Here is a 21017-nt window from a genome sequence, read left to right as displayed (position 1 = left end):
GTTATTTTCAATTATTGAGAATAGATACAATCAAAGCTTTTCATTTCAGATAGCATAGTGGTGCTGAAAATTTATTTGTAATCTCTGAATATCGCAGTCATCAAGCCTATCAACATATTGTTAATGGCGACTATTACAAAATTTGTTGCGGAAGATTGTTTTGAAGAGGACTTTACTGCGCTACAAATAATTTGAGCGGCGTTATGCCGCTCAATAAATTATCTTGTTATTTAGTGGTTACTCGGGAAATAAAACTGAGCTGCTTCATGGCGTTCGCGTTTGATCCAGCGTTGAGTGACAGTTTTACGGCGGGTGTAAAAACGGACACCATCCGGGCCATAAGCATGTAAATCACCAAATAATGAACGCTTCCAGCCGCCAAAGCTATGATAAGAAACCGGAACAGGTAAAGGTACGTTAACGCCGACCATGCCCACTTCAATTTCATTGGCAAATAACCGGGCAACTTCGCCATCATTGGTAAAAACACATGTGCCATTTCCGTATTCGTGGGCATTGATTAATGCAATTGCGTCTTCCAGACTCGGCACTCTGACAACACACAAAACAGGCCCAAAGATTTCTTCCCGATAAATCCGCATTTCTGGTGTGACATGATCAAACAGACAACCACCGATGAAGAAACCATTTTCGTGCCCGGTGACAGATAAATTTCTGCCGTCAACAACCAGTTCAGCGCCGGATTTCAGGCCATCCGTCACATAATCTGAGACTTTCTCAAGGTGGGCTTTTGTAATCAGTGGCCCCATATCCAGACCACGATTTGTTCCCGCCCCGATTTTCAGTCCATTAATCTGAGGTTTTAGCTTTTCAATAAGCGCATCAGCAACCTGATCGCCGACGCAAACGGCAACAGAGATAGCCATACATCGCTCACCACAAGAGCCATAAGCAGCGCCCATCAGTGCATTGGCAGCATTGTTTAAATCTGCATCAGGCATAATTACAGCATGATTTTTCGCGCCACCCAGAGCCTGTACCCGCTTTCCGCGGCGTGTTCCTTCGCTATAGATATATTCCGCGATGGGCGTGGAGCCGACAAAACTTATTGCCTTAACATCGGGAGAGGCAAGCAGGCAATCAACCGCTTCTTTATCACCATTGACTACGTTCAGCACACCATCAGGCAACCCGGCCTGATGGAGTAACTGTGCAATAAATAATGTTGAACTTGGAGCACGCTCGGAGGGTTTGAGAATAAAGGTATTTCCACACGCAATCGCCAGTGGGTACATCCATAAAGGAACCATAGCCGGGAAATTAAACGGCGTAATGCCGGCCACAACACCGACGGCGTGAAAATCACTCCATGAATCAATTTCCGGCCCGACATTCCGGCTGTACTCTCCCTTCAGTAATTCCGGCGCACCAACAGCAAAGTCAATATTTTCAATACCTCTTTTCAGTTCTCCGGCAGAATCTTCCAGTGTCTTACCGTGTTCTTCGCTGATTAGGCTAATAATTTGTTCTTCATGTTGCTCAATCAATTGTTTGAAACGAAATAAAATCTGTACACGTTTAACCGGAGGAGTATTGCGCCAGTGAGGAAGTGCCGCTTTCGCGGCAGTAATTGCATTTTGTACTGTGGTGGTATCCGCCATTTCAACCTGCCGGATTGTATTTCCGGTAGACGGATTAAACACTGCCGATGTTCTGTTACCACCAGCAGTCATTTCGCCATTAATAAGATGTGTAATTATTTTCATGCTACTAATTCCCGTTTATTTAACCTGATGCAAAGCATCACCCACTGCATTGAACACCCGGTCAAGATCTTCAGGTTTAGCATTAAACATCGGGCCGAATTGCAGACCATCGCCCCCAAAGCGAACATAGAAACCGGCTTTCCATAATGCAATACCGGCTTCAAAAGGCCGTATCACACTATCGCCATCCCGTGGTGCAATTTGGATAGTACCAATCAGGCCGCAGTTACGGATATCAACAACATTAGGACAATGCCTGAGCTCGTGCAGGCGTTTTTCAAAATGAGGCGCTAATTCAGCAGATTGTTGGATCAGGTTGTCTCTTTCCAGCAGTGTTAACGTTGCCAGACCCGCAGCACAGGCAACAGGGTGAGCGGAATAGGTATAACCGTGGCTGAATTCAATCATATGCTCAGGAAGAGACTGTGACATGAATGTGTCATAGATCTCACTGGAAACAACAGCGCCGCCAAGCGGGATAGCACCATTTGTGACCTGCTTGGCAAAAGTAAGAATATCTGGAGTGACTCCGAAATATTCAGCGCCTGTCCAGCGCCCTAAACGGCCTAATCCGGTAATGACTTCGTCAAAAATCAGCAGGATATTATGCTGAGTACATATTTCCCTTAAACGTTGCAGATAGCCTTGTGGCGGGACAATCGCACCGGCAGAACCGGCAACAGGTTCAACAATTACCGCGGCGATGTTGCTGGCATCATGGAGTTCTATCAGCTTCAGCAGCTCATCTGCCAATTCGATACCGCCGGTTGGCGGAACGCCTTTAATGAAGGCCATACCACTTTGTAACGTGTGTGACAGATGGTCAACTTCCATCAATTGACCGAACATCTTGCGATTTCCGCCAATACCGCCAAGGCTGGTTCCCCCGATATTAACACCGTGATAAGCGCGCATTCTGCCAATCATTCTGGTTTTAGTCGGCTGCCCTTTTATCCGCCAGTAAGCCTTTGCTATTTTTACTGCGGTATCAACGGAATCTGAGCCTGAGTTGGTAAAAAACACATGATTTAAATCACCGGGCATCAGGCTGGCGATTTTATCTGCCAACCGGAATGACAGCGGATGAGCATGCTGGAAACCGGGAGAATAATCTAATGTGCCTAACTGCTCAGAAACCGCCTGACGGATTTCTGAACGTGAGTGCCCTGCTCCACAAGTCCATAAACCAGACAAACTATCATAAATACGGCGGCCTTTATCATCCGTCAGCCAGTGACCATCCGCCGCAACAATCAATCGTGGATCTTGTTGAAAATGGCGATTAGCACTAAACGGCATCCAATGTGCTTTCAAATTCAGGTCTTGAGATGGGTTAACATGGAAGGAACGGGTTTGAACGGTATTGCTATCTGACATTTTTTAACTCCTCGCACTAAAATGTAACAAAAAGTCGTAACAGTGAGTTTGCAATAAAATGATATTCAAGTTAAATCTTATTTATTGAATCATTAGTTATGAGTTTACTCACCTAAATGAAACCTGCAAATTTTAGTCAAGTAACTGATTTTGATTTGAAATTATTACGTATATTTAAGGTCGTCGCAGAATGTGGCAGCTTTTCAGCCGCGGAAAGCCTGCTCGGTATCACACGTTCAGCAATCAGCCTTCATATGGGGGATTTGGAAAAACGTTTGGGAATGCGCTTATGCCAACGCGGTCGCGCTGGATTTTCTCTGACTGATGAAGGACGGGAAATTCTGCGAGCCAGTGAAACCATGATGGCGTCGATTGAAGAGTTCCGCCAGCATGTTAATCAGATACATAAACAGCTACGGGGAGAGTTTAACATCGGCATTATCAATAACCTTGTCACACAGCCGATGATGCGGATTACTAACGCACTGGAACGCCTGCGTTCAGCAAGCGACAATATTCTGATTAATATCAGTATGTGTACGCCGACAGAAATTGAACGCGGTATATTGGACGGAAGATTGCAGATTGGCGCCCTGCCACTGATCACGCCATTATCGGGATTAAATTACTTACCACTCTATGATGAACGGTCATATCTTTATTGCAGTGATAAACATCAGGCATTTTTGCTTACGGACAACTTTGATACTGAGCAGTTAAGCCAATTAGATGCTGTCATACCCAGCTACCGTATAAGTACTGAAGCAATGAATCATCATAAATTACTGAATAGCGCGGCAACCGCATCTGATCGTGAAGGTATCGCATTTTTAATTCTTACAGGTAAATTTGTCGGGTTTCTGCCGGATCACTATGCTCGCATATGGGTAGAAAAAGGGATTATGAAAGCACTATTGCCTGAGCAAATTTATTATGATTCTAAAATTTCCATTGTGACACGCAAAGGAAAAGGTACAAATTCGATATTAGGAATATTTTTAAGCGAGCTGGGATATTAACCCCGAAACCATATTTAATGAGACATCATAAAATCAATAAGACCGGTCTAAAAATGTATATTAAATATTCAATTTAAGTATGCTATGGTGGCGTTGAATTTAAATATTGTCAGACAAACACATTAAACCATCAAAAACATCATTACTAAATGAACTATGTTGAGTGGGTTAAATGTTATGAATAAAAATCCTTTCTTGAGAAATATTTTTTTAATATTATCGATTATATTTATTTTACCGAAAATTTCTTTCGCTGAAGAAATAATTAAATACAGAGTTGATACATCACAGTCAGAGAATGATCAAAATTATAATCCTGTCAGTGCTTACGGAGGAAGCATTATTTATACAATTCCACCCGGCGGCGCTATAGTTCGTGTTTCATTTGATGAACATAGTCATGTAATTGATTATACAGATCAGATTGCTCTTGCTGTTGATTACTGGAGGAGGTTTATCCGGGATGTATATCCTCAATTAACTATTAGGCAAGTTCGCTTCGGAGAACAGGCTAATTTTTCCATAGGATACTCATTATCAAATCTTATATCTAGAACAACAGCTCTTGAACCTGCTATAGCCTATATTCCAAACAGTGATAATATAAACACGACTGTTATGGCAGGATATAATCTCGCCAATCAATATGGAATATATATTGATAATTACATAACAGTAATTAATGATGAAACCATCTCAACGATAATGAGAAGTTTTAGAGATGTTCATAATAGCGGGGACGCAGTAAAAAGATTCATGTATATATTACTTGTCAGACACTTGGGATATGCTCTTGGTTTCGTTCCCGATAATCCAAATGTTGATTTGTTTCGTAATATGATACCTTGGTATTCTCCAGAGCTTTATTATATATCATTAAATGATAGTGCATCACCTCGCCTTATGTATAGGAATAATACATCTGATTACATTCAGGATTTAGTTAGTTTTGATGAAGAAGAAGATGCGCTTGATATTAATAATATACATCTTTCACCTCAAGAAGAAATGGTTGCAAGAATGTGCTTAGGTTTTGATGTGGTTATGGCATTGAGTAAGAATAATAGAGAAAAAAATCGGCTATGTAACACCAAGACAATAACATATCCTTTAATTGCCCGTATTATGGTGATTGTGGGGTAAATAAAAATAGTTATAAACAGGAGTGCTAAGTTAACCATGAAATTAAAACTCAACAACCACCGACTAAAGTCGGTGGGTTAGTGATTAACGGACTGAAAGTCCGGATACGCATCGGCTGAACGATGCGTCAATTATCCAGCCTGAAGTTATCATTCGGGTTGGGTTCAAAATGATGTTCCAGATAGGCCTTTATCATCTCTTCCGTTAACTGGCCTACCGTTGCACAAAAATAGCCTCTACCCCAAAAATGCTGACCCCAGTAGCGCTTTTTCAGGTGAGCAAACTCTTCAAACAACTTGCTCGCTGTCCTTCCCTTTAGTCGCCTCATGATTTCTGACGGCGCTAAGCTCGGAGGACAACTGACCAGTATGTGTACATGGTCTTTGCTCACGACACCTTCGACTATCCTGATTTCAAAAGCTTCACAGGTCTGACGAACTAGCTCTCGCACCCGTAGGCCAACTTCACCTATCAGTACTGGGTACCTGTATTTCGTTACCCACACGAAATGATACTCAATCTGAAATACCGTGTGGCTGCCATATCTGTAATCCATATTGCACCTCTCGTGCAACAGAGTATCGCAGCTAAAGCTGACCGACTAAAGTCGGTGGTTTTAACCTTTCACATGGAAAAATAAAGCCCTACTTGATGAGCGTGACGGGCAATTACGCACCCCGCTCATGCTGGCTACACAGCATAACTATACTGAAATTGCTATTTTTCTAATCCAATCCGGTGCTGATGTTAATGCAAAAGATACACTACTCGATACTCCCTATTTGCTTGCCGGAGCACAGGGCTATAATGAAATTCTCATTTCAACCTTACATCATGGAGCCAACCTGAAGGATACCAACCGCTACGGAGGAACAGCACTGATCCCCGCAGCAGAGAAAGGATATCCTGAAACCGTACAAATTCTGCTGGATGCTGGTGTTAACCCAAATCATATTAACAAGTTAGGGTGGACGGCATTAATGGAGGCTGTCGTATTAGGTAATGGTTCTTCTGTTTATGTCGATATCATTAATCGGCTTATCAAGGGTGGCGCTGATGTGAACATACCGGATAAAAACGGGGTTACAGCGCTTACACATGCTCGTAATCGTGGATATAAAGACATCATTAAACTATTGGAAAGTGCTAACGCTGATTAATCAGCGAAAAATTCTTTAACAAAATCAGTAAAAATACAGTAAGATTGGCGCCCAATCGTTAGTATTGATCTGGATCAATAGTTTGTTATCACTTTTTCATCTATCACAGCGCCGAACACCAGCCCTGATTGCTTTATTGGCAATTCTGATGCTGTTCATTGCTCCTGTGGTATCAAAAACACTGGAACATCATCGCGGTGGTATGAAAAGTGAAGCATGTCATGGTATGCCAATGCCTGATATGCAAAACAATCATCATCAATCAGATAGTATGAATCATCATGGTATTGACCATGTTCATATGGGGTTGATGGATGATATTGCCTGTGGCTATTGCCAGCTATTGATTAACCTGCCGTTATTGTCAGGGTCGTTTATTCCTTTCATTTTGTTGACCCTGATGATTTCCCGTGCTCCACCAGCCTCCCGTTTTTCTGGTCCGGTTATCCGGTTGTTCTATGGTGATTCACAACCGCGCGCACCACCCCTTAATTAATCTGCTTATCTGAATGAAATAAAACATCTGTTTTCCTTGCCTGAAATCATTTTGACAGGGCAAGTCGCTATTTTTTTAAGCAAATTCAAAAACAGGATTTGTGATTAATTAAGGAATATTTTTCATGTCTGCTACACAATTGTTTCGCGTATCGCCTCTGGCTACCGCTTTAGCTATTGCACTCTTCATTCCAAATAGTCTGGCTGCAACAAAAGAGCGCGTTGAAGAAACAAAAGACTCACACTCAGTGCGTGAAAATACCGTTCATGGAAATGCAACTTATGAGCATGAATCAGTGATCACGGTAACTGCTCCGGCCACGTCACCCCTTAATATTTTTTCCTCACTTAAAACGCCTCGTCAGCCTGTACCCGCCAGCGATGGCTCGGATTATCTGAAAACTATCCCCGGCTTTTCTCAGGTTCGTAATGGCGGAACCAATGGTGATCCTGTATTTCGTGGAATGTTTGGCTCGCGTTTACGTATGCTGATTGACGATGGCGAAGTTATGGGTTCCTGTCCATCACGGATGGATGCACCCAGCTCTTATATTTCGCCTGAAAGTTACGATGTATTGAGTTTGGTTAAAGGGCCTCAGACTGTCCTTTGGGGACCGGGAAATTCAGCGGGAACGATTCGTTTTGAACGCTCCCGCCCGCAATTTTCAGAACCGGATGCTAAAGGTAATATCAGTACAGTCGCCGGATCTAATGGACGCTGGGATGGTAATGCTGACCTGAGTTTCGGCAATCAGTATGGTTATATGCGCCTTATCGGTAACAAATCCCGCTCTAATGATTATAAAGATGGTGACGGATATCGTGTTCCTTCCCATTGGAGTAAATGGAATACCGATGTTGCATTAGGTTGGACACCTGATGAAGATACTCTGCTGGAGTTAAATGCCGGACAGGGAGATGGCAACGCCCGTTATGCCGGTAGATCAATGGATGGTTCTAAATTCAAACGTGAGAGTTTGGGTATGCGTTTTGAGAAATACAATATCGGCGATGTATTTGACAAGTTCGAGACTAATTTTTATTACAACTCCACGACTCATGTCATGGATAATTTATCCCGCCCTTCTCCTTCTGCAATGAAAATGGGACAGGGTGACAGCCATATGGCGCACGGCAGCCATCATATGAACAGTGGTCATATGAGCCATGGCGGACACAATAGTCATGGTGGTCATGGTGGTCATGGTGGTCATGGTGGTCATGGTGGTCATGGTAGCGGCATGAAAATGGCTCATCAGCTGGATCGCCAAACTTTTGGCGGACGCATGATGGGCACATGGGTTTGGGAGGATTTCAAACTGCAAAGCGGTATGGATATGCAGGCAAATACTCACCGTAATCAATCACAAAAAGATGCCCGTTTCCGCGATTTCGGGATTTTTAGTGAGCTGACCGGTGATATTAATGCACAAAGTAAGGTCATTGGCGGTATCCGATTAGACCGTGTGCTGGTGGATAAATATCCTCGGGAAGAGCAGAAAAATCGGGAAGAACGAACCGATACGTTACCGGCCGGTTTTGTTCGTTATGAGCATAACCTGAAAGAGGTTCCGGTAATGTTCTATGCTGGTGTCGGTTATACTGAACGCTTCCCTGATTTTTGGGAGTTATTCTGGTCAAAGGGCCGCGTTTTCAATCAACTGAAAACAGAGAAAACAACCCAGTTAGACATTGGTGCGCATTATAACGACCATAACCTACAAGGCTGGGTTTCAGCTTATGCCGGTAAAATCGATGATTTTATTCTGTTCCATTATTCTGACAAAAATAAAAAAGTCGATAATGTCAGTAACATAGAAGCCACTATCTTTGGTGGAGAAATGGGCGTTGGCTATCACCTGAGTGAAAATTGGAAAACAGATGCAAGTCTGGCTTATTCCTGGGCAAGAAATAATTCAGACAATCGCCCATTACCACAAACTCCACCACTGGAAGCTCGCTTTGGTTTAGGCTGGAAACAGGGAGACTGGAGTGCTAACAGTTTATTGCGACTGGTTAGCAGCCAGAACCGGATTGCAATTAATGAAGGAAATGTGGTCGGAAAAGATTTCGACCGCAGCGCAGGTTTTGCCGTTCTTTCTGCGAATGCCGCCTATAAGGTGACTAAAAATATTCAGGTAAGTGCTGGTGTTGATAATATTTTTAATAAAACTTATAGCGAACACTTAAATCGGGCAGGAGACAGTGGGTTTGGTTATTCTGCCAACACATCTATTAATGAGCCGGGCCGTACTTATTGGGCTAGATTTAACGTGAAATTCTAATTTCTGACCTCCCGGACTTTGCCCTGAATCCTGTCGGGGCAAAGTCTCTTTTCATTTCTTAATGAACTTTTTACTAAAGTTATTTTCACTTAACATTAAGAAATATCTTTTATAAAAGATTATTCTAAAAAAAGAAAAATTATCGGACTAATCTTAAATATCTGATTCATTCGTTAACAACCAATGCCGTAATAGCATAGCCAACTGCTCTTGTTGTTCATGCGATAATGCGCTGAGAATTCCTCTTTCGTTTTCCAAATGACTTTCAACAGCTTTATCAATCAGCTCCTTTCCCTCTGAAGTTAAAGAGACTTTACAACTGCGCCGATCTTTATCATTAGCTGCTCGTTCAACCAATCCACGCTGTACCATATGTTCAATACGGGTACTCATCGCGCCTGAAGTTAACATAACTGACTGATACATTTCGGTTGGTGTGATTGGCGTGTCATAACGACGCAGTGTTGCAAGAATATCAAACTCAATAGCGCTCAGGTCAAATGTTTTGAATGTAGCCTGTAATCTTTGTTCAATAATTTTATTCACCCGGTTTAAACGCCCGATAACACCCATCGGTGATGGATCAAGATCTGGACGTTGCTGCTCCCACTGTATAAGTAAACGGTCAACGTGATCGTACTTCATGGTTTTTCCCTATTCATTTATTTTTGTGAAAAGATACTTGATAAAATTTGCATAGGCTATTACTTTAATTTATCTTTATGTAAAGATACTTTTCAAGATGAAATTCAAGGCTGTTTTTTTGGCATCTGCCACCTATGGATTTCAAGTTGCAGCCAAATAAAGCAGCAAATTGAAAAACGATGGATAAAACCATAAACAAAGAAAAACCACACAGGAAATTATAATGCTCCGTAATCTTATGTTTACCGCATTAGCACCAGTTATATGGGGAAGCACTTATGTTGTTACTACTGAAATGTTACCTCCTAATACTCCCTTACTGGCCGCCACTCTCAGAGCACTGCCAGCCGGAATTTTATTATTATTAATTTGCCGTACTTTTCCTAAGGGAGTCTGGTGGTTACGCTTGGCTATTCTGGGGTTGTTAAATATCGGTGCCTTTTTTTATTTCCTCTTTATGGCAGCATGGTACCTTCCCGGCGGAACAGCCGCTTTGATTATGGCCTGCCAACCTATTTTTATTATTCTGCTGAGCACTTTTCTGCTCAAAACCCCGCTGACTAAAATGCATATTACTTCAGCAATTCTTGGAGTGATAGGAATTGCCCTACTCGTGACAAATGCAGATACTCATTTAAACTGGCAGGGAATTATTGCTGGTTTTATGGGATGCGGTTGCATGGCATTAGGTGTTGTTTTAACAAAATATTGGAACCGACCGACTAATTTATCACTACTCAGCTTCACTGGCTGGCAATTAATGTTAGGTGGATTGATGCTATTGCCTGTGGCTATTTTAACTGAGGGAATACCGTCTCAGATTACATTAGTCAATATCGTCGGCTATAGCTATTTATGTCTGATGGGGGCAGTATTTTCTTACATTGTCTGGTTTCGGGGGATTGAAAAATTACCCGTCGTCACAATATCTTTTTTAGGATTTATGAGCGCATTATCGGCTTGCATACTGGGTTTTATTTTTCTGGAGCAAACATTTTCTGTGCTCCAATTTGTCGGAGCCTGCATCATTATTATTGCTGTCTGGGTTTCTATACCCAGAAATAAGATCCCAACAGTTTCACAACCCTACAATTTGAAAAATGCAAATTAAGAATAAAAAGGAATACAGCATGAAGTTAACCTTAATTTCTGGTAGTCAGCGTCAGAATTCCAACAGTCAGCGTGTAGCCCGTTATTTACAGAAATTGAGTATTGAATATGGGTTTACTGATACCAAGTTTCTTGAGTTATGCCATGTTGAGCTTCCTCTTCATGACGGTTATACAACCGATATCTCAGCGGAATCACATCCGTGGCAGGCAATTGCTCATCATTTAAGAGATAGTGAAGCTTTTATTTTTATCTCTCCCGAATGGCATGGAATGGTGCCACCAGCACTGAAAAATTTCTTGTTATATTGTTCTGTGACCGAATTGGGGCATAAACCTGCATTATTAACCAGTGTTTCCAGTGGCCCGAACGGAGTTTATCCCCTTTCTGAACTGCGAATGACGGGTTTTAAAAATAACCATGTCTGTTTCCTTCCTGATCATTTAATCTTCCGTCAGGCTGGTGATTTAATTACGCCTGAGTTGGTCTGTAATGATACTGCATTCGAAAGTCGGGTTCACTATACACTGAAATTACTTCAATCTTATGCCGAAGCACTGAAGCATGTGCGTGATACTATCGGTGAGGAAAATAAAAATTATCAGTACGGAATGTAAATATAAACACCAGTCGATTCTCCTAAGGATTGAATAAGAGGTGGAAGCCTCTTATTTAATTTCTGTCTTATAACACCACTATCTTGTAACACCATTCGATTAAAACTCATCCTGTACCAAATGTGCTAAATTTAATGGTGCGGCTTAAATTGTTTCGTTTATCACATTAAAAGCCAGTCATTTTGCAATCCATTGCTAATTTCTATTCAAGAAAACAAAGGAGCTAATTTAATGGCTTGGTTACATGAACTTTTTAGCCTTTCTCCTGAAATTGCACTTTTTCTCGCTTTGGCTGGTGGCACATGGTTGGGGAGGTTCAAACTGGGTGCATTCCAACTGGGGGGTGTAGCCGGTGCACTGGTCGTCGCCGTATTGATAAGTCAGGTTGGTGTCACTATCGGCGACGGAATTAAGAATGTCTTATTTGCTCTGTTTATTTATGCTGTCGGCTTTGATAGTGGCCCTAAATTTTTCTCCTCGCTGGGTCGTCAGACACTACGTGAAGTCGCACTCTCTTTGGTACTGGCAGTAAGCGCCCTGCTGACACTGTTCATCATGGCTAAACTTTTCTCTCTTGATCAAGGCACTGCTGCGGGCATCGCCGCAGGCGCACTCACACAATCCGCTATCATTGGCACTGCCGGTGCAGCCATTGCCAAGCTTGATCTCGCTCCGGCGCAGATACAGCAAATGCAAGGCAATGTTGCCGTTGGTTACGCGGTGACTTACATTTTCGGTTCCCTTGGCACCATCATTATTTGCGTCAATATTCTGCCGAAAATAATGAGACGTTCCATTCGGGAAGATGCGATGAAAGCTGAACTGGATTTACTCAAAGGAGCGCCTTTATTAGCAGCAGATCAGACGCCTGCACTACCGGATATTGTTGGTCGTCTCTATGAAGCCGGGCCTGTGAAAAATAAACGTGTTGCTGAACTGGAAGCACTGGCTTCCCCTCAATTCCCCGTTACGCTGGAAAGACTCAAACGTGGAGGAGAAGAAATTCATGTTACGGCAGATCTTCAGTTGATGGAGAACGATATTCTGCTGCTGGTCGGCCGCCGGGAAGGTATTGTCGCTCTGGCTCAGTATCTGGGTAAGGAAATCCTGACAGAGCATGGTCCATCGATGGTTATGAAGACCAGTGAAGTCCTGATGGTGAACCCGGCTTTTATTAATAAGCGCCTTGTTGACCTCCGCAATCAGATGGCTGCCGATATACGGCACGGCATCTATGTTATCAGTGTAAAGCGCGGAGAAAATATTCTGCCCGTTTCTGATGAAACAGTCATAAAACATAATGACGTGGTGACTCTTTTCGGCAGCGAACAGGATATTCAACGCGCGATATCACTGGCCGGAGCCTCACTGGTGAAAAGCATTAAAACTGACTTGCTTTTTCACTGCCTTGGTATTGCAGTTGGTTTGCTGATTGGCCTGCTGATAGTGCGTATCGGCTCAGTACCGCTTACGCTGGGTAGTGGCGGTGGTGCACTGCTATCCGGTTTGCTTTTTGGCTGGTACCAGTCGCGTAAACCTTTGAGTGGAAATATACCTCGTGGTGCCTCTGCTATTCTTCGTGATTTGGGGCTGGCCGGTTTTGTGGCTGTCGTAGGGCTTCAATCTGGTTTGCAAGCAGTTGAAACCATTCGTTCAAGCGGGATCTCCATTTTTCTTATTGGTGTGGTGGTCACAGTTGTACCGTTGATGATTACGCTGTTGATCGGACGCTATCTCCTACGCTACAACAATGCCGCCATTTTTGCCGGAGCCTTGTCGGGAACCCGTAGTGCCAACCCCGCTTTTGGTGAGGTTCTCAATAAAGCTGGTAATGCCATACCAACAGCATCTTTTGCTGTGACGTACGGTTTAGCCAACGTATTCCTGACTTTATTAGGCCCACTCATTGTTGCTATAGCGTAAGCCAATGTAACCTTTACAAGTGGAGTAAATTACATGTCTAAACAACAGGATAAGTATGCTGCTCTCAGTCCTTTTGAACTTAAAGATGCCTTGATCCAGCTGGCTTCCAGCAAATCCGGACGTTTGATGCTCAATGCCGGACGTGGTAATCCCAACTTTCTGGCAACCCTGCCGCGTCGGGCATTCTGGCGTTTAGGGCTATTTGCCACTGCAGAAGCCGAGCTATCCTATTCCTATTTGCCGCATGATATCGGAGGTTTACCCCGGATTGAGGGTATTGAGGCACGCTTTGATGAATTTCTGTCAGAAAATCACGAACAACCCGGCATCGCTTTTCTTGCCAGAGCCGTCAGTTACGTTCGTGATCAACTTGGCTTATCAGCTTCTCAGTTCCTGCATGAAATGGTCGAGGGAATTCTCGGTGCTAACTATCCGGAGCCTCCGCGTATGCAGCGGATTAGTGAGCAGATCACCCGGGAATATATTGTAAAAGAGATGGTAGGCGGTCAGGTTTCAGCACAAGATGTAGAACTTTTTGCGGTTGAGGGTGGCACGGCGGCAATGACTTATCTGTTCAATAGCTTGCGCAATAATGGGTTAGTGGAAGTCGGCGACAAAGTGGCGATAGGTTCCCCTATCTTTACACCTTATATCGAGATCCCGCAGCTTGAAGATTTTCAGCTTGATACTGTGATGGTGCATGCATCGCCGAAAAACCGCTGGCAGTACCCAGACAGTGAACTGGAGAAATTGTTAGACCCTGCGGTTAAAATATTCTTTTGTGTTAACCCCAGTAATCCGGCTTCAGTCAAAATAGATAAACAGGGTTTGGCAAAACTGGCAGATATTGTCCGTCAACGGCCTGATCTGATTATTCTTACTGATGATGTTTATGGCACTTTCGCTAATGATTTTAAATCCCTCTTCGCCACCTGTCCGCAGAATACTATTCTGGTTTACTCATTCTCCAAATATTTTGGCGCAACCGGATGGCGCCTCGGAGTGATTGCTTTGCACCGTAATAATATTCTCGAGCAAAAACTGGCTACATTACCTGCCAGTGAGAAAAAGCGGCTGAATAAGCGTTATCAGTCTCTCACTCCGGATGTCAGTGCCCTGCGCTTCCTTGACAGAGTTGTTGCAGACAGCCGCAGCGTGGCGCTGAATCATACTGCTGGATTATCTACGCCTCAACAAATCCAAATGGTATTGTTTGCCTTGTTTTCCCTGATGGATAGCGATAATGGCTATAAATCCTCTGTTACGAAGATTATCCGTCGGCGTCAGGCAGTGCTGTATCGTGAACTAGGCATTGTTCAGCCCGATAATGAAGAATCCGTTGATTACTATACGCTGCTTGATCTGGAGGAGATATCCCGCAGCCTTTATGGTAGTGCCTTCGCAACATGGGTGAAAAGCACGATCGACTCAACCCAGTTCCTGTTTAAAATCGCCGAGGACACAGGCATCGTCATGCTGCCGGGTTCAGGTTTCGGCACACTGAAACCAGCAGGCAGAATATCACTGGCCAACCTTAACGAGTATGAATATGCCACTATCGGCAAGGCACTGAAAAAATTACTTGAGGAATATTTTGTGATTTTCACAAAAAAGGGAAAGCACAAACCAAGTATCTCCTCGAGCAAAGTGAATAAACGTGATCGTTCTAAAATAGATAGTTATTAAATGTCATCAAATAGAGTGCAACATTTGCACTCTATTTTTTCAGAGTTTTGCTCAAGGTAAGTTAATGTCTTTTCCCGAACAAGTCATGCCCGATTCAACACTCGTAACAGCCAAAATGCAACAAAAGCAGCGGCGGCGTTATAGAATAACCCACTGACTAACGCGTTTTGATACCCAATAAAAGCGGAAATACCTGCAATATCTAATTTCCATTGAACCAGAATACTGACTATAGCGACCCCAAAGGCAGCGCCAACTTGCTGTAATGTCGAAACAATACCCGCAGCCATTCCCGCAAATCTGATATTAACAAAAGCCAGAACGACGTTAAGTAATGGCGTCATCACAAACCCCTGCCCATACCCCAAAATGGTCACAATCGGAATAATTAACAGTAAGTTAGAATTAATCTGTAGCCGGGAAATAGCGACAGTCAACACAACAAATGAGACAAAATACAACAGTGATCCCGCCACAATAGCGGTATTCCCGAATCGTTTAATCCAGTAAGGAGCACTGAGCGAAGATAAAACAAATCCTATACTGGCAGGTGCAAAAATGAATCCGGCATCAATGGGAGTCAGGCCCAGACCACTTTGTAAAAATAAAGCAAAAACAAGAAAAAATGAGCTGGATGTGGAATAGACACACAGAACCAATAAGCAGCCCAAGCGGAACTGTTTGTTTTTCAGTAACTCGAAATTGAATAATGGTGTTTTCCCCTGATAGACATAACGCTTTTCATGCCGCACAAATTGTGACAGTGTCACCAACGATAAGAAAAGTAATAGCCAGCACCATGCTGGCCATCCCAATACAGGGCCAACTAAAAGTGGTGACAACAACGCAAAAATACCAATACCAGAAAGTGCTACTCCTCCCCAGTCTAATTCTGTTTTTTCTTTTGCTTTACTTTCAGGAATATAACCAGCAAAAATCAGTGCCAGTATTCCAACAGGGATATTAACAAGAAAAATAGATCGCCACTGTAAATCCCAGATATTGGCGGATATCATCCATCCACCTAAGGTTTGCCCTACGATGGCTGCAAGACCTAAAGTCATACCCAGTAACCCAAATGCCCTGCGTGCATTGTCGCCCTCAAAGTTAACACGAATGCAGGCATAGACTTGTGGAAACAATAGTGCGGCGGAAAGCCCTTGTAAGAAACGAGCGATAATTAACGTATTCGCGGTTGGTGCTAAACCACAAAGTAATGATGTCAATGTAAAAGCCAGAATACCTAACTGAAATAACCGCCTTCTGCCAAACAGATCGCCTAAACGCCCACCGGTAATCAGCAATAAACCGAACCCAATCTCATAGGTCACAATAACAAGCGTAACCTGAAATATACTTGCCTGTAAGTGAGTCTGAATATTGGTAACGGCAATATTGACAACAAACAAATCAAAAATCGTTACAAATCCAGCTAATAATAGTACTGACAGGGCTAAATAATCCCTTTTAGTCATAATAGGAACCCTCTCGTTATTTGGAATTAAGAGGAGTTTAGTTCTCATATTATCCTGTTACAATTTAACCAGTTATACTATTACTAAAAGCAATGGGATTGAGATAAATGTCAAAATTAAAAAGAACTCGTACTGAACTGGCTAATTTTTTACGTACAAAAAGAGAAAGTATCAGCCCTGAATCTGTCGGGCTACCGCATATTGGCCGACGTAGAACATCAGGCTTAAGACGTGAAGAAGTCGCCGCTTTAGCTGGAGTTGGCCTGACATGGTATACGTGGTTAGAACAAGGACGGGAGATTGGAGTTTCCGCCACTTTTTTGGATAATCTTGCCGGCGTTTTTAAACTGAATTCAGCAGAACGACGCCATCTGTATTTATTGGCTCATATGCGTGAACCTATTACAACCAGCCAGACACGAAGTTTTATTTCTCCTCTTATCCAACGGCTGATGGAGGATTTATCTCCTCATTTAACTTACGTATTAAATTTGTATTGGGATGTGTTGGCATTTAACCAGCAGGCTGATGAGTATTTTCATTTCAGTCAGGTAAAAGATGAACAACGCAATTTATTATGGCTGCTGTTTACCAATAGTTATTACCGTGAATTATTGCCAGACTGGCAACAGGATGCTTATAAGATGCTCGCCAGTTTCAGGCGTGATTATGCCATAGCTTCAAAAGATAGTTATGTGCAGGAGCTGGTGAATAAATTACTTAAAATCTCCCCTGATTTCTATGAAATGTGGCATCGGCATGAAATTTATGAACCCTGTAACGGATTACGGTCATTGAGAATTAATCAACAAATTATTCCTTTTGAATACACCTCAATGACCATTGATTTAGAAAAATATCTACGTTTAATTGTTTATGCAAAATTGGCACCCTCTTCAATCTAAAAAGCAGGAAGTTCCGGCGCCTCAATAAAAATTAGTACAAATTGTCTTTAAGCCGCTGGGGTAATTGAGCATCATACTCAACGTCATCAAACTCGCTTTTGCTCAATGCCTTGAGAACATAACCCGGACTGGGTAAAGCACTACGATCAATCTGGGTTGAAGCATCCCATAAACCTGAACGCATAATGGCACGGCTGCATTGGAAGAAAACGGCATCGACTGTAATCCGCAATACAGACTGTGGTAAAGCGTTACGATGGGCAAAACGTTCTAATATTGACGGAGTAACCAGAATTTCTGCCCGACCATTGATACGCAGTGTTTCACCAATCCCCGGAATTAACAGCAATAGTGCAACACGGTTGTCATGCAGAATATTGCGTAAACTATCAATACGGTTATTTCCCCGCCGGTCAGGTAAGATTAACGTTTTTTTATCTTCAATGTGAATAAAACCCGGTTGATCTCCACGTGGAGAAGCATCCAGCCCGTCTTTACCCGCAGTTGCCAACATTGCAAATGGTGCTGCTTCAATAAATGGCCGATAAGCCGGATGAATATGGTCAGTTTCTTTAAATACAGAAGCGCCCGACGGTTTTCCGTAAATTTGTTCAAGCGTAGTAATATCAGTAACAATGTTATCCATTATGGAGTTTCTCCTCGTATCTACCCGTAATCAGTTTATGTTTTATATTTTTGAATGTGAGAAAACGACAGGTATAACTCATTACGAAAACGCATCACATACTCAGGATGCCCTGTCGTCTCATCTTTATTTTCTTCTGCTACATAAAACCCTTGTGACAAATAAAAATGATAACTACTTTTATTTTCCTGATAGACGGATAAGGTAAGTTCAGCTCTGCGACTTTTAGCATCCGTGAGTAATGTCTTACCAACTCCCTGCCCCTGACTATCCGGTGACACAAAAATTGCCGCTAATATATCATTATGTAATGCATAAAAACCGATGGCCTTTTGGTTTTGAGTATAGACATAGACTTCAGATGCCGGAATATAGATATTCCTCATATTTTCAACCTGAGATTGCCAAAAATCAGCCGCAACGAAATGGTGCGCTTTAATGGAAGCTTCCAGCCAAATTACCAGAACATCCTCCATATCCGTTTTTATAAATTTCCTGATCATTTTTATATATCCCTAAGATTTTTTATAGAATTAACTTCTTAATGAAATTACAGATAGTTGTAATACGATATTTTGCTTCAAGAATGTTATAAGATCGATAAAAAATTTTAGATAACTCATTTTCTTTATATTCTCTCGTACACTAACCTCTTGTTGGATTGATAAAATCATGAATGAGATTTGTATCCGGATTAATTATCTATATTAACCTTTTTTAACAGTAGACTTTTTGTGTATTCATAACTAAAGACCCAAAAATAAAAATAACACATCCTTTTGTGATTAATTAATTACTCCGGTTAATATTTGAAAAATAATCATCCCAACAATAAAAATTATTATTACTTTAATTGAATTGAATGTTTTTCAAATAAATAAAAAACAAAAAACAAAATCATCTCGAAGTATTTTTTTTGGTTAACTCATAATAAAAAATGATTGTATATAAATGTAAAATAATGGAAAATATAAAATATGCCTTTGATTTATAAAGTAATTAATAATTAATATTTTGTTAATAATATGTTTTATTTAAGTTAAATTAGATCTTGCGTTTGTATGTGAAATATTATTTGATATGAATCACTGGCGTTCTTTTGATATTAATAATTTTCATATTAACTCTTATTTCAAGAATTATTTACGCAATGAGTATTTGTTGCGGAATAGGCTTCTGCTGCCAGTTATATAACTAAAAATATCTTTTTATTATAAGAGGCTTCTGAGTTGTTATTTATTAAATAGTAATTCGGAATACTCCACTATATGGAAAATAGGCCTATTTCTATGAAAAAAAACAATTCCGTAAAACCTATTGTTTTGTGGGTAACACTATTGTGTGGACTTTTACCTGCTACCGCTTCAATCGCGGATAACGGGTATCAAGAGCAGGGGCAGTTAAATTCTCCTGATAGCTGGTTATCAGAAGAGTTTAAACGTCAATGGGGATTAAACGCGATTGGTGCACATTATGCCTATGCCCGTGGCTATACCGGGAAAGGCATTAATGTGGGGGTTCTGGATGAAGCCGTGACTCCTCATGCTGAATTCGCAGCAAAACTGAAAAGATTAAGTCCTGAAGATCCGGTCAACTATGACAAAATTCTTTGGGGTTATTTCATTGAATTCGGTGCTCACGGCAACCATGTATCAGGCACGATTGCAGCAAATCGAGACGGCGAAGGAATGCACGGTGTTGCATTTGATGCGGGCCTGATTACCGGTAAATATTTGCAGAATGAATTCAACCGTACAGAAGCAATGATCCAAAGTAATGCCAGAGTGATCAATAACAGTTGGGGTGTTCGACCTGGCTATGAAAAAGATGAATTGGGCAACCCCATACGCTGGCCAAATGGAACAGTTAAATATAATGAAGTGACACTAAACGATGTCATAAAATATGTTGAACCGATTAAAGAAAAATTAGATCAGTTAAGCCGCGCCCCCATCCCAGAGTTAGATGATTATACAACCAGAACCGCGGGCTTATTACGTGCTGCGAGACATGACAAGTTAGTTGTTTTTGCGGCGGGAAATGCCAATAACTATAACGTTACCTGGTTACATGCCGGTATGCCGTTTTTCTTCCCTGATGTCCTGAAGAACTTCCTCAGTGTCGCCAACGTGACTCAAGAAAAGGTTCTTGCTCTGTCATCAACCAGTTGTGGGTATACCGCCAGTTATTGTTTATCTGCGCCAGGTACAAGAATTTATAGTAGTACCGGTTCTTTTGTTTCAAAAACAGGTGGCTCAATAAACGAAGAGGCCCTGAATAAAGGCGATCTTGAGATTGATTCTACCTATGATACCTATACCGGCACATCTATGGCCGCACCACATGTAGTGGGAGCTGCGGCTGTCCTGATGCAACGTTTCCCTTATATGACCGCAGCCCAGATTTCTGATGTGCTTAAAACCACCGCGACAGATTTGGGTGAAAAGGGGATCGATAAATACTTTGGCTGGGGCATGCTGAACCTGAAAGATGCCATTGATGGCCCGAAAATGTTTATTACTGAGAAAGATATTCCTGCGGAGTTCTATATTCCCGGCTCCTACACCGATACTCAGTTCGTTGCAAATATCACCGGTATTGGCGGTATCGTTGAAAAAGGCACAACGGTAGAACGCGTATGCGACACTATCGAATGTGCGTATGATTTCTGGAGCAATGACATTTCAGGCCACGGCGGGTTAACGAAAACTGGTCGCGGTATGCTGGAACTGACAGGTAAAAATAGCATCTATAAAGGCCCGACATTGGTTGAACAAGGTCAGTTGCAAGTCAGTGGTGGTATC

At 42.1% G+C, this 21017-nt stretch carries 18 protein-coding genes; 11 read left to right on the top strand and 7 right to left on the bottom strand.

What is annotated here, in order from left to right; genetic code table 11:
• Positions 1–230 precede the first annotated feature (230 nt).
• Positions 231–1727: a CoA-acylating methylmalonate-semialdehyde dehydrogenase gene (locus Xinn_RS13715; RefSeq protein WP_086953129.1), complete on the bottom strand. Its 1497-nt coding sequence runs from the start codon at positions 1725–1727 to the stop codon at positions 231–233.
• Positions 1728–1742: 15 nt separating this feature from the next.
• Positions 1743–3104 carry an omega-aminotransferase AptA gene (gene aptA / locus Xinn_RS13710; protein ID WP_086953128.1) on the bottom strand — a complete coding sequence of 454 codons (1362 nt, stop codon included), beginning with the start codon at positions 3102–3104 and terminating at the stop codon, positions 1743–1745.
• A gap of 116 nt (positions 3105–3220) precedes the next feature.
• Here aptA and Xinn_RS13705 point away from each other — a divergent pair, with 116 nt between their 5' ends.
• On the top strand, positions 3221–4123 hold the full coding sequence (locus Xinn_RS13705; protein WP_086953127.1) for a LysR family transcriptional regulator: 903 nt from the start codon (positions 3221–3223) through the stop codon (positions 4121–4123).
• Positions 4124–4300: 177 nt separating this feature from the next.
• Complete coding sequence (locus Xinn_RS13700) at positions 4301–5266, top strand: hypothetical protein (protein WP_086953126.1); 966 nt, start codon at positions 4301–4303, stop codon at positions 5264–5266.
• 127 nt (positions 5267–5393) lie between these two features.
• On the opposite strand, the gene tnpA is transcribed toward Xinn_RS13700, so the two are convergent.
• Positions 5394–5822: an IS200/IS605 family transposase gene (gene tnpA, locus Xinn_RS13695; protein ID WP_099137671.1), complete on the bottom strand. Its 429-nt coding sequence runs from the start codon at positions 5820–5822 to the stop codon at positions 5394–5396.
• A gap of 127 nt (positions 5823–5949) precedes the next feature.
• On the opposite strand from tnpA, the gene Xinn_RS13690 reads away from it, so the two are divergent.
• The 3 genes from Xinn_RS13690 to Xinn_RS13680 all read left to right on the top strand — a co-directional run bounded on the left by Xinn_RS13690 (position 5950) and on the right by Xinn_RS13680 (position 9206).
• On the top strand, positions 5950–6426 hold the full coding sequence (locus Xinn_RS13690) for an ankyrin repeat domain-containing protein (protein WP_099137670.1): 477 nt from the start codon (positions 5950–5952) through the stop codon (positions 6424–6426).
• Between the two features lie 82 nt (positions 6427–6508).
• Positions 6509–6922, top strand: coding sequence for a DUF2946 domain-containing protein (locus Xinn_RS13685; RefSeq protein WP_086953125.1), 414 nt, complete (start codon positions 6509–6511; stop codon positions 6920–6922).
• Between the two features lie 124 nt (positions 6923–7046).
• Positions 7047–9206: a TonB-dependent receptor domain-containing protein gene (locus tag Xinn_RS13680; protein WP_086953124.1), complete on the top strand. Its 2160-nt coding sequence runs from the start codon at positions 7047–7049 to the stop codon at positions 9204–9206.
• A gap of 153 nt (positions 9207–9359) precedes the next feature.
• On the opposite strand, the gene Xinn_RS13675 is transcribed toward Xinn_RS13680, so the two are convergent.
• Entirely contained in the window at positions 9360–9851 is a 492-nt protein-coding gene (locus Xinn_RS13675) for a MarR family winged helix-turn-helix transcriptional regulator (protein ID WP_086953123.1), read from the bottom strand.
• Between the two features lie 223 nt (positions 9852–10074).
• Between Xinn_RS13675 and Xinn_RS13670 the strand changes: the two genes are divergently transcribed.
• From Xinn_RS13670 to Xinn_RS13655, 4 genes are all read left to right on the top strand, one after another.
• Complete coding sequence (locus tag Xinn_RS13670) at positions 10075–10962, top strand: EamA family transporter (protein WP_086953122.1); 888 nt, start codon at positions 10075–10077, stop codon at positions 10960–10962.
• Positions 10963–10981: 19 nt separating this feature from the next.
• On the top strand, positions 10982–11578 hold the full coding sequence (locus Xinn_RS13665) for an NADPH-dependent FMN reductase (RefSeq protein WP_086953121.1): 597 nt from the start codon (positions 10982–10984) through the stop codon (positions 11576–11578).
• Between the two features lie 231 nt (positions 11579–11809).
• Positions 11810–13501, top strand: a complete 1692-nt coding sequence (aspT, locus tag Xinn_RS13660; protein ID WP_099137669.1) for an aspartate-alanine antiporter — start codon at positions 11810–11812, stop codon at positions 13499–13501.
• Between the two features lie 33 nt (positions 13502–13534).
• Positions 13535–15187 carry a bifunctional aspartate transaminase/aspartate 4-decarboxylase gene (locus Xinn_RS13655; RefSeq protein WP_086953120.1) on the top strand — a complete coding sequence of 551 codons (1653 nt, stop codon included), beginning with the start codon at positions 13535–13537 and terminating at the stop codon, positions 15185–15187.
• Between the two features lie 83 nt (positions 15188–15270).
• Here Xinn_RS13655 and Xinn_RS13650 read toward each other — a convergent pair whose 3' ends face one another.
• Positions 15271–16662: an MFS transporter gene (locus Xinn_RS13650; protein WP_086953119.1), complete on the bottom strand. Its 1392-nt coding sequence runs from the start codon at positions 16660–16662 to the stop codon at positions 15271–15273.
• A gap of 107 nt (positions 16663–16769) precedes the next feature.
• Between Xinn_RS13650 and Xinn_RS13645 the strand changes: the two genes are divergently transcribed.
• Positions 16770–17567: a helix-turn-helix transcriptional regulator gene (locus tag Xinn_RS13645; protein ID WP_086953118.1), complete on the top strand. Its 798-nt coding sequence runs from the start codon at positions 16770–16772 to the stop codon at positions 17565–17567.
• 31 nt (positions 17568–17598) lie between these two features.
• On the opposite strand, the gene Xinn_RS13640 is transcribed toward Xinn_RS13645, so the two are convergent.
• Both Xinn_RS13640 and Xinn_RS13635 read right to left on the bottom strand, forming a co-directional pair.
• Positions 17599–18213: a pyridoxamine 5'-phosphate oxidase family protein gene (locus tag Xinn_RS13640; protein WP_422645992.1), complete on the bottom strand. Its 615-nt coding sequence runs from the start codon at positions 18211–18213 to the stop codon at positions 17599–17601.
• Between the two features lie 35 nt (positions 18214–18248).
• Entirely contained in the window at positions 18249–18716 is a 468-nt protein-coding gene (locus Xinn_RS13635; RefSeq protein ID WP_086953116.1) for an N-acetyltransferase, read from the bottom strand.
• Positions 18717–19502: 786 nt separating this feature from the next.
• Here Xinn_RS13635 and Xinn_RS13630 point away from each other — a divergent pair.
• Positions 19503–21017: S8 family serine peptidase (locus Xinn_RS13630; RefSeq protein WP_153043408.1), on the top strand; the 1515-nt coding region annotated here is incomplete at its 3' end.

Source organism: Xenorhabdus innexi (genome assembly GCF_002632485.1).
GTDB lineage: Bacteria > Pseudomonadota > Gammaproteobacteria > Enterobacterales > Enterobacteriaceae > Xenorhabdus > Xenorhabdus innexi.
The sequence above is the reverse complement of the archived record's forward strand: the minus strand, read 5'-3'. Positions and strand labels throughout refer to the sequence as shown.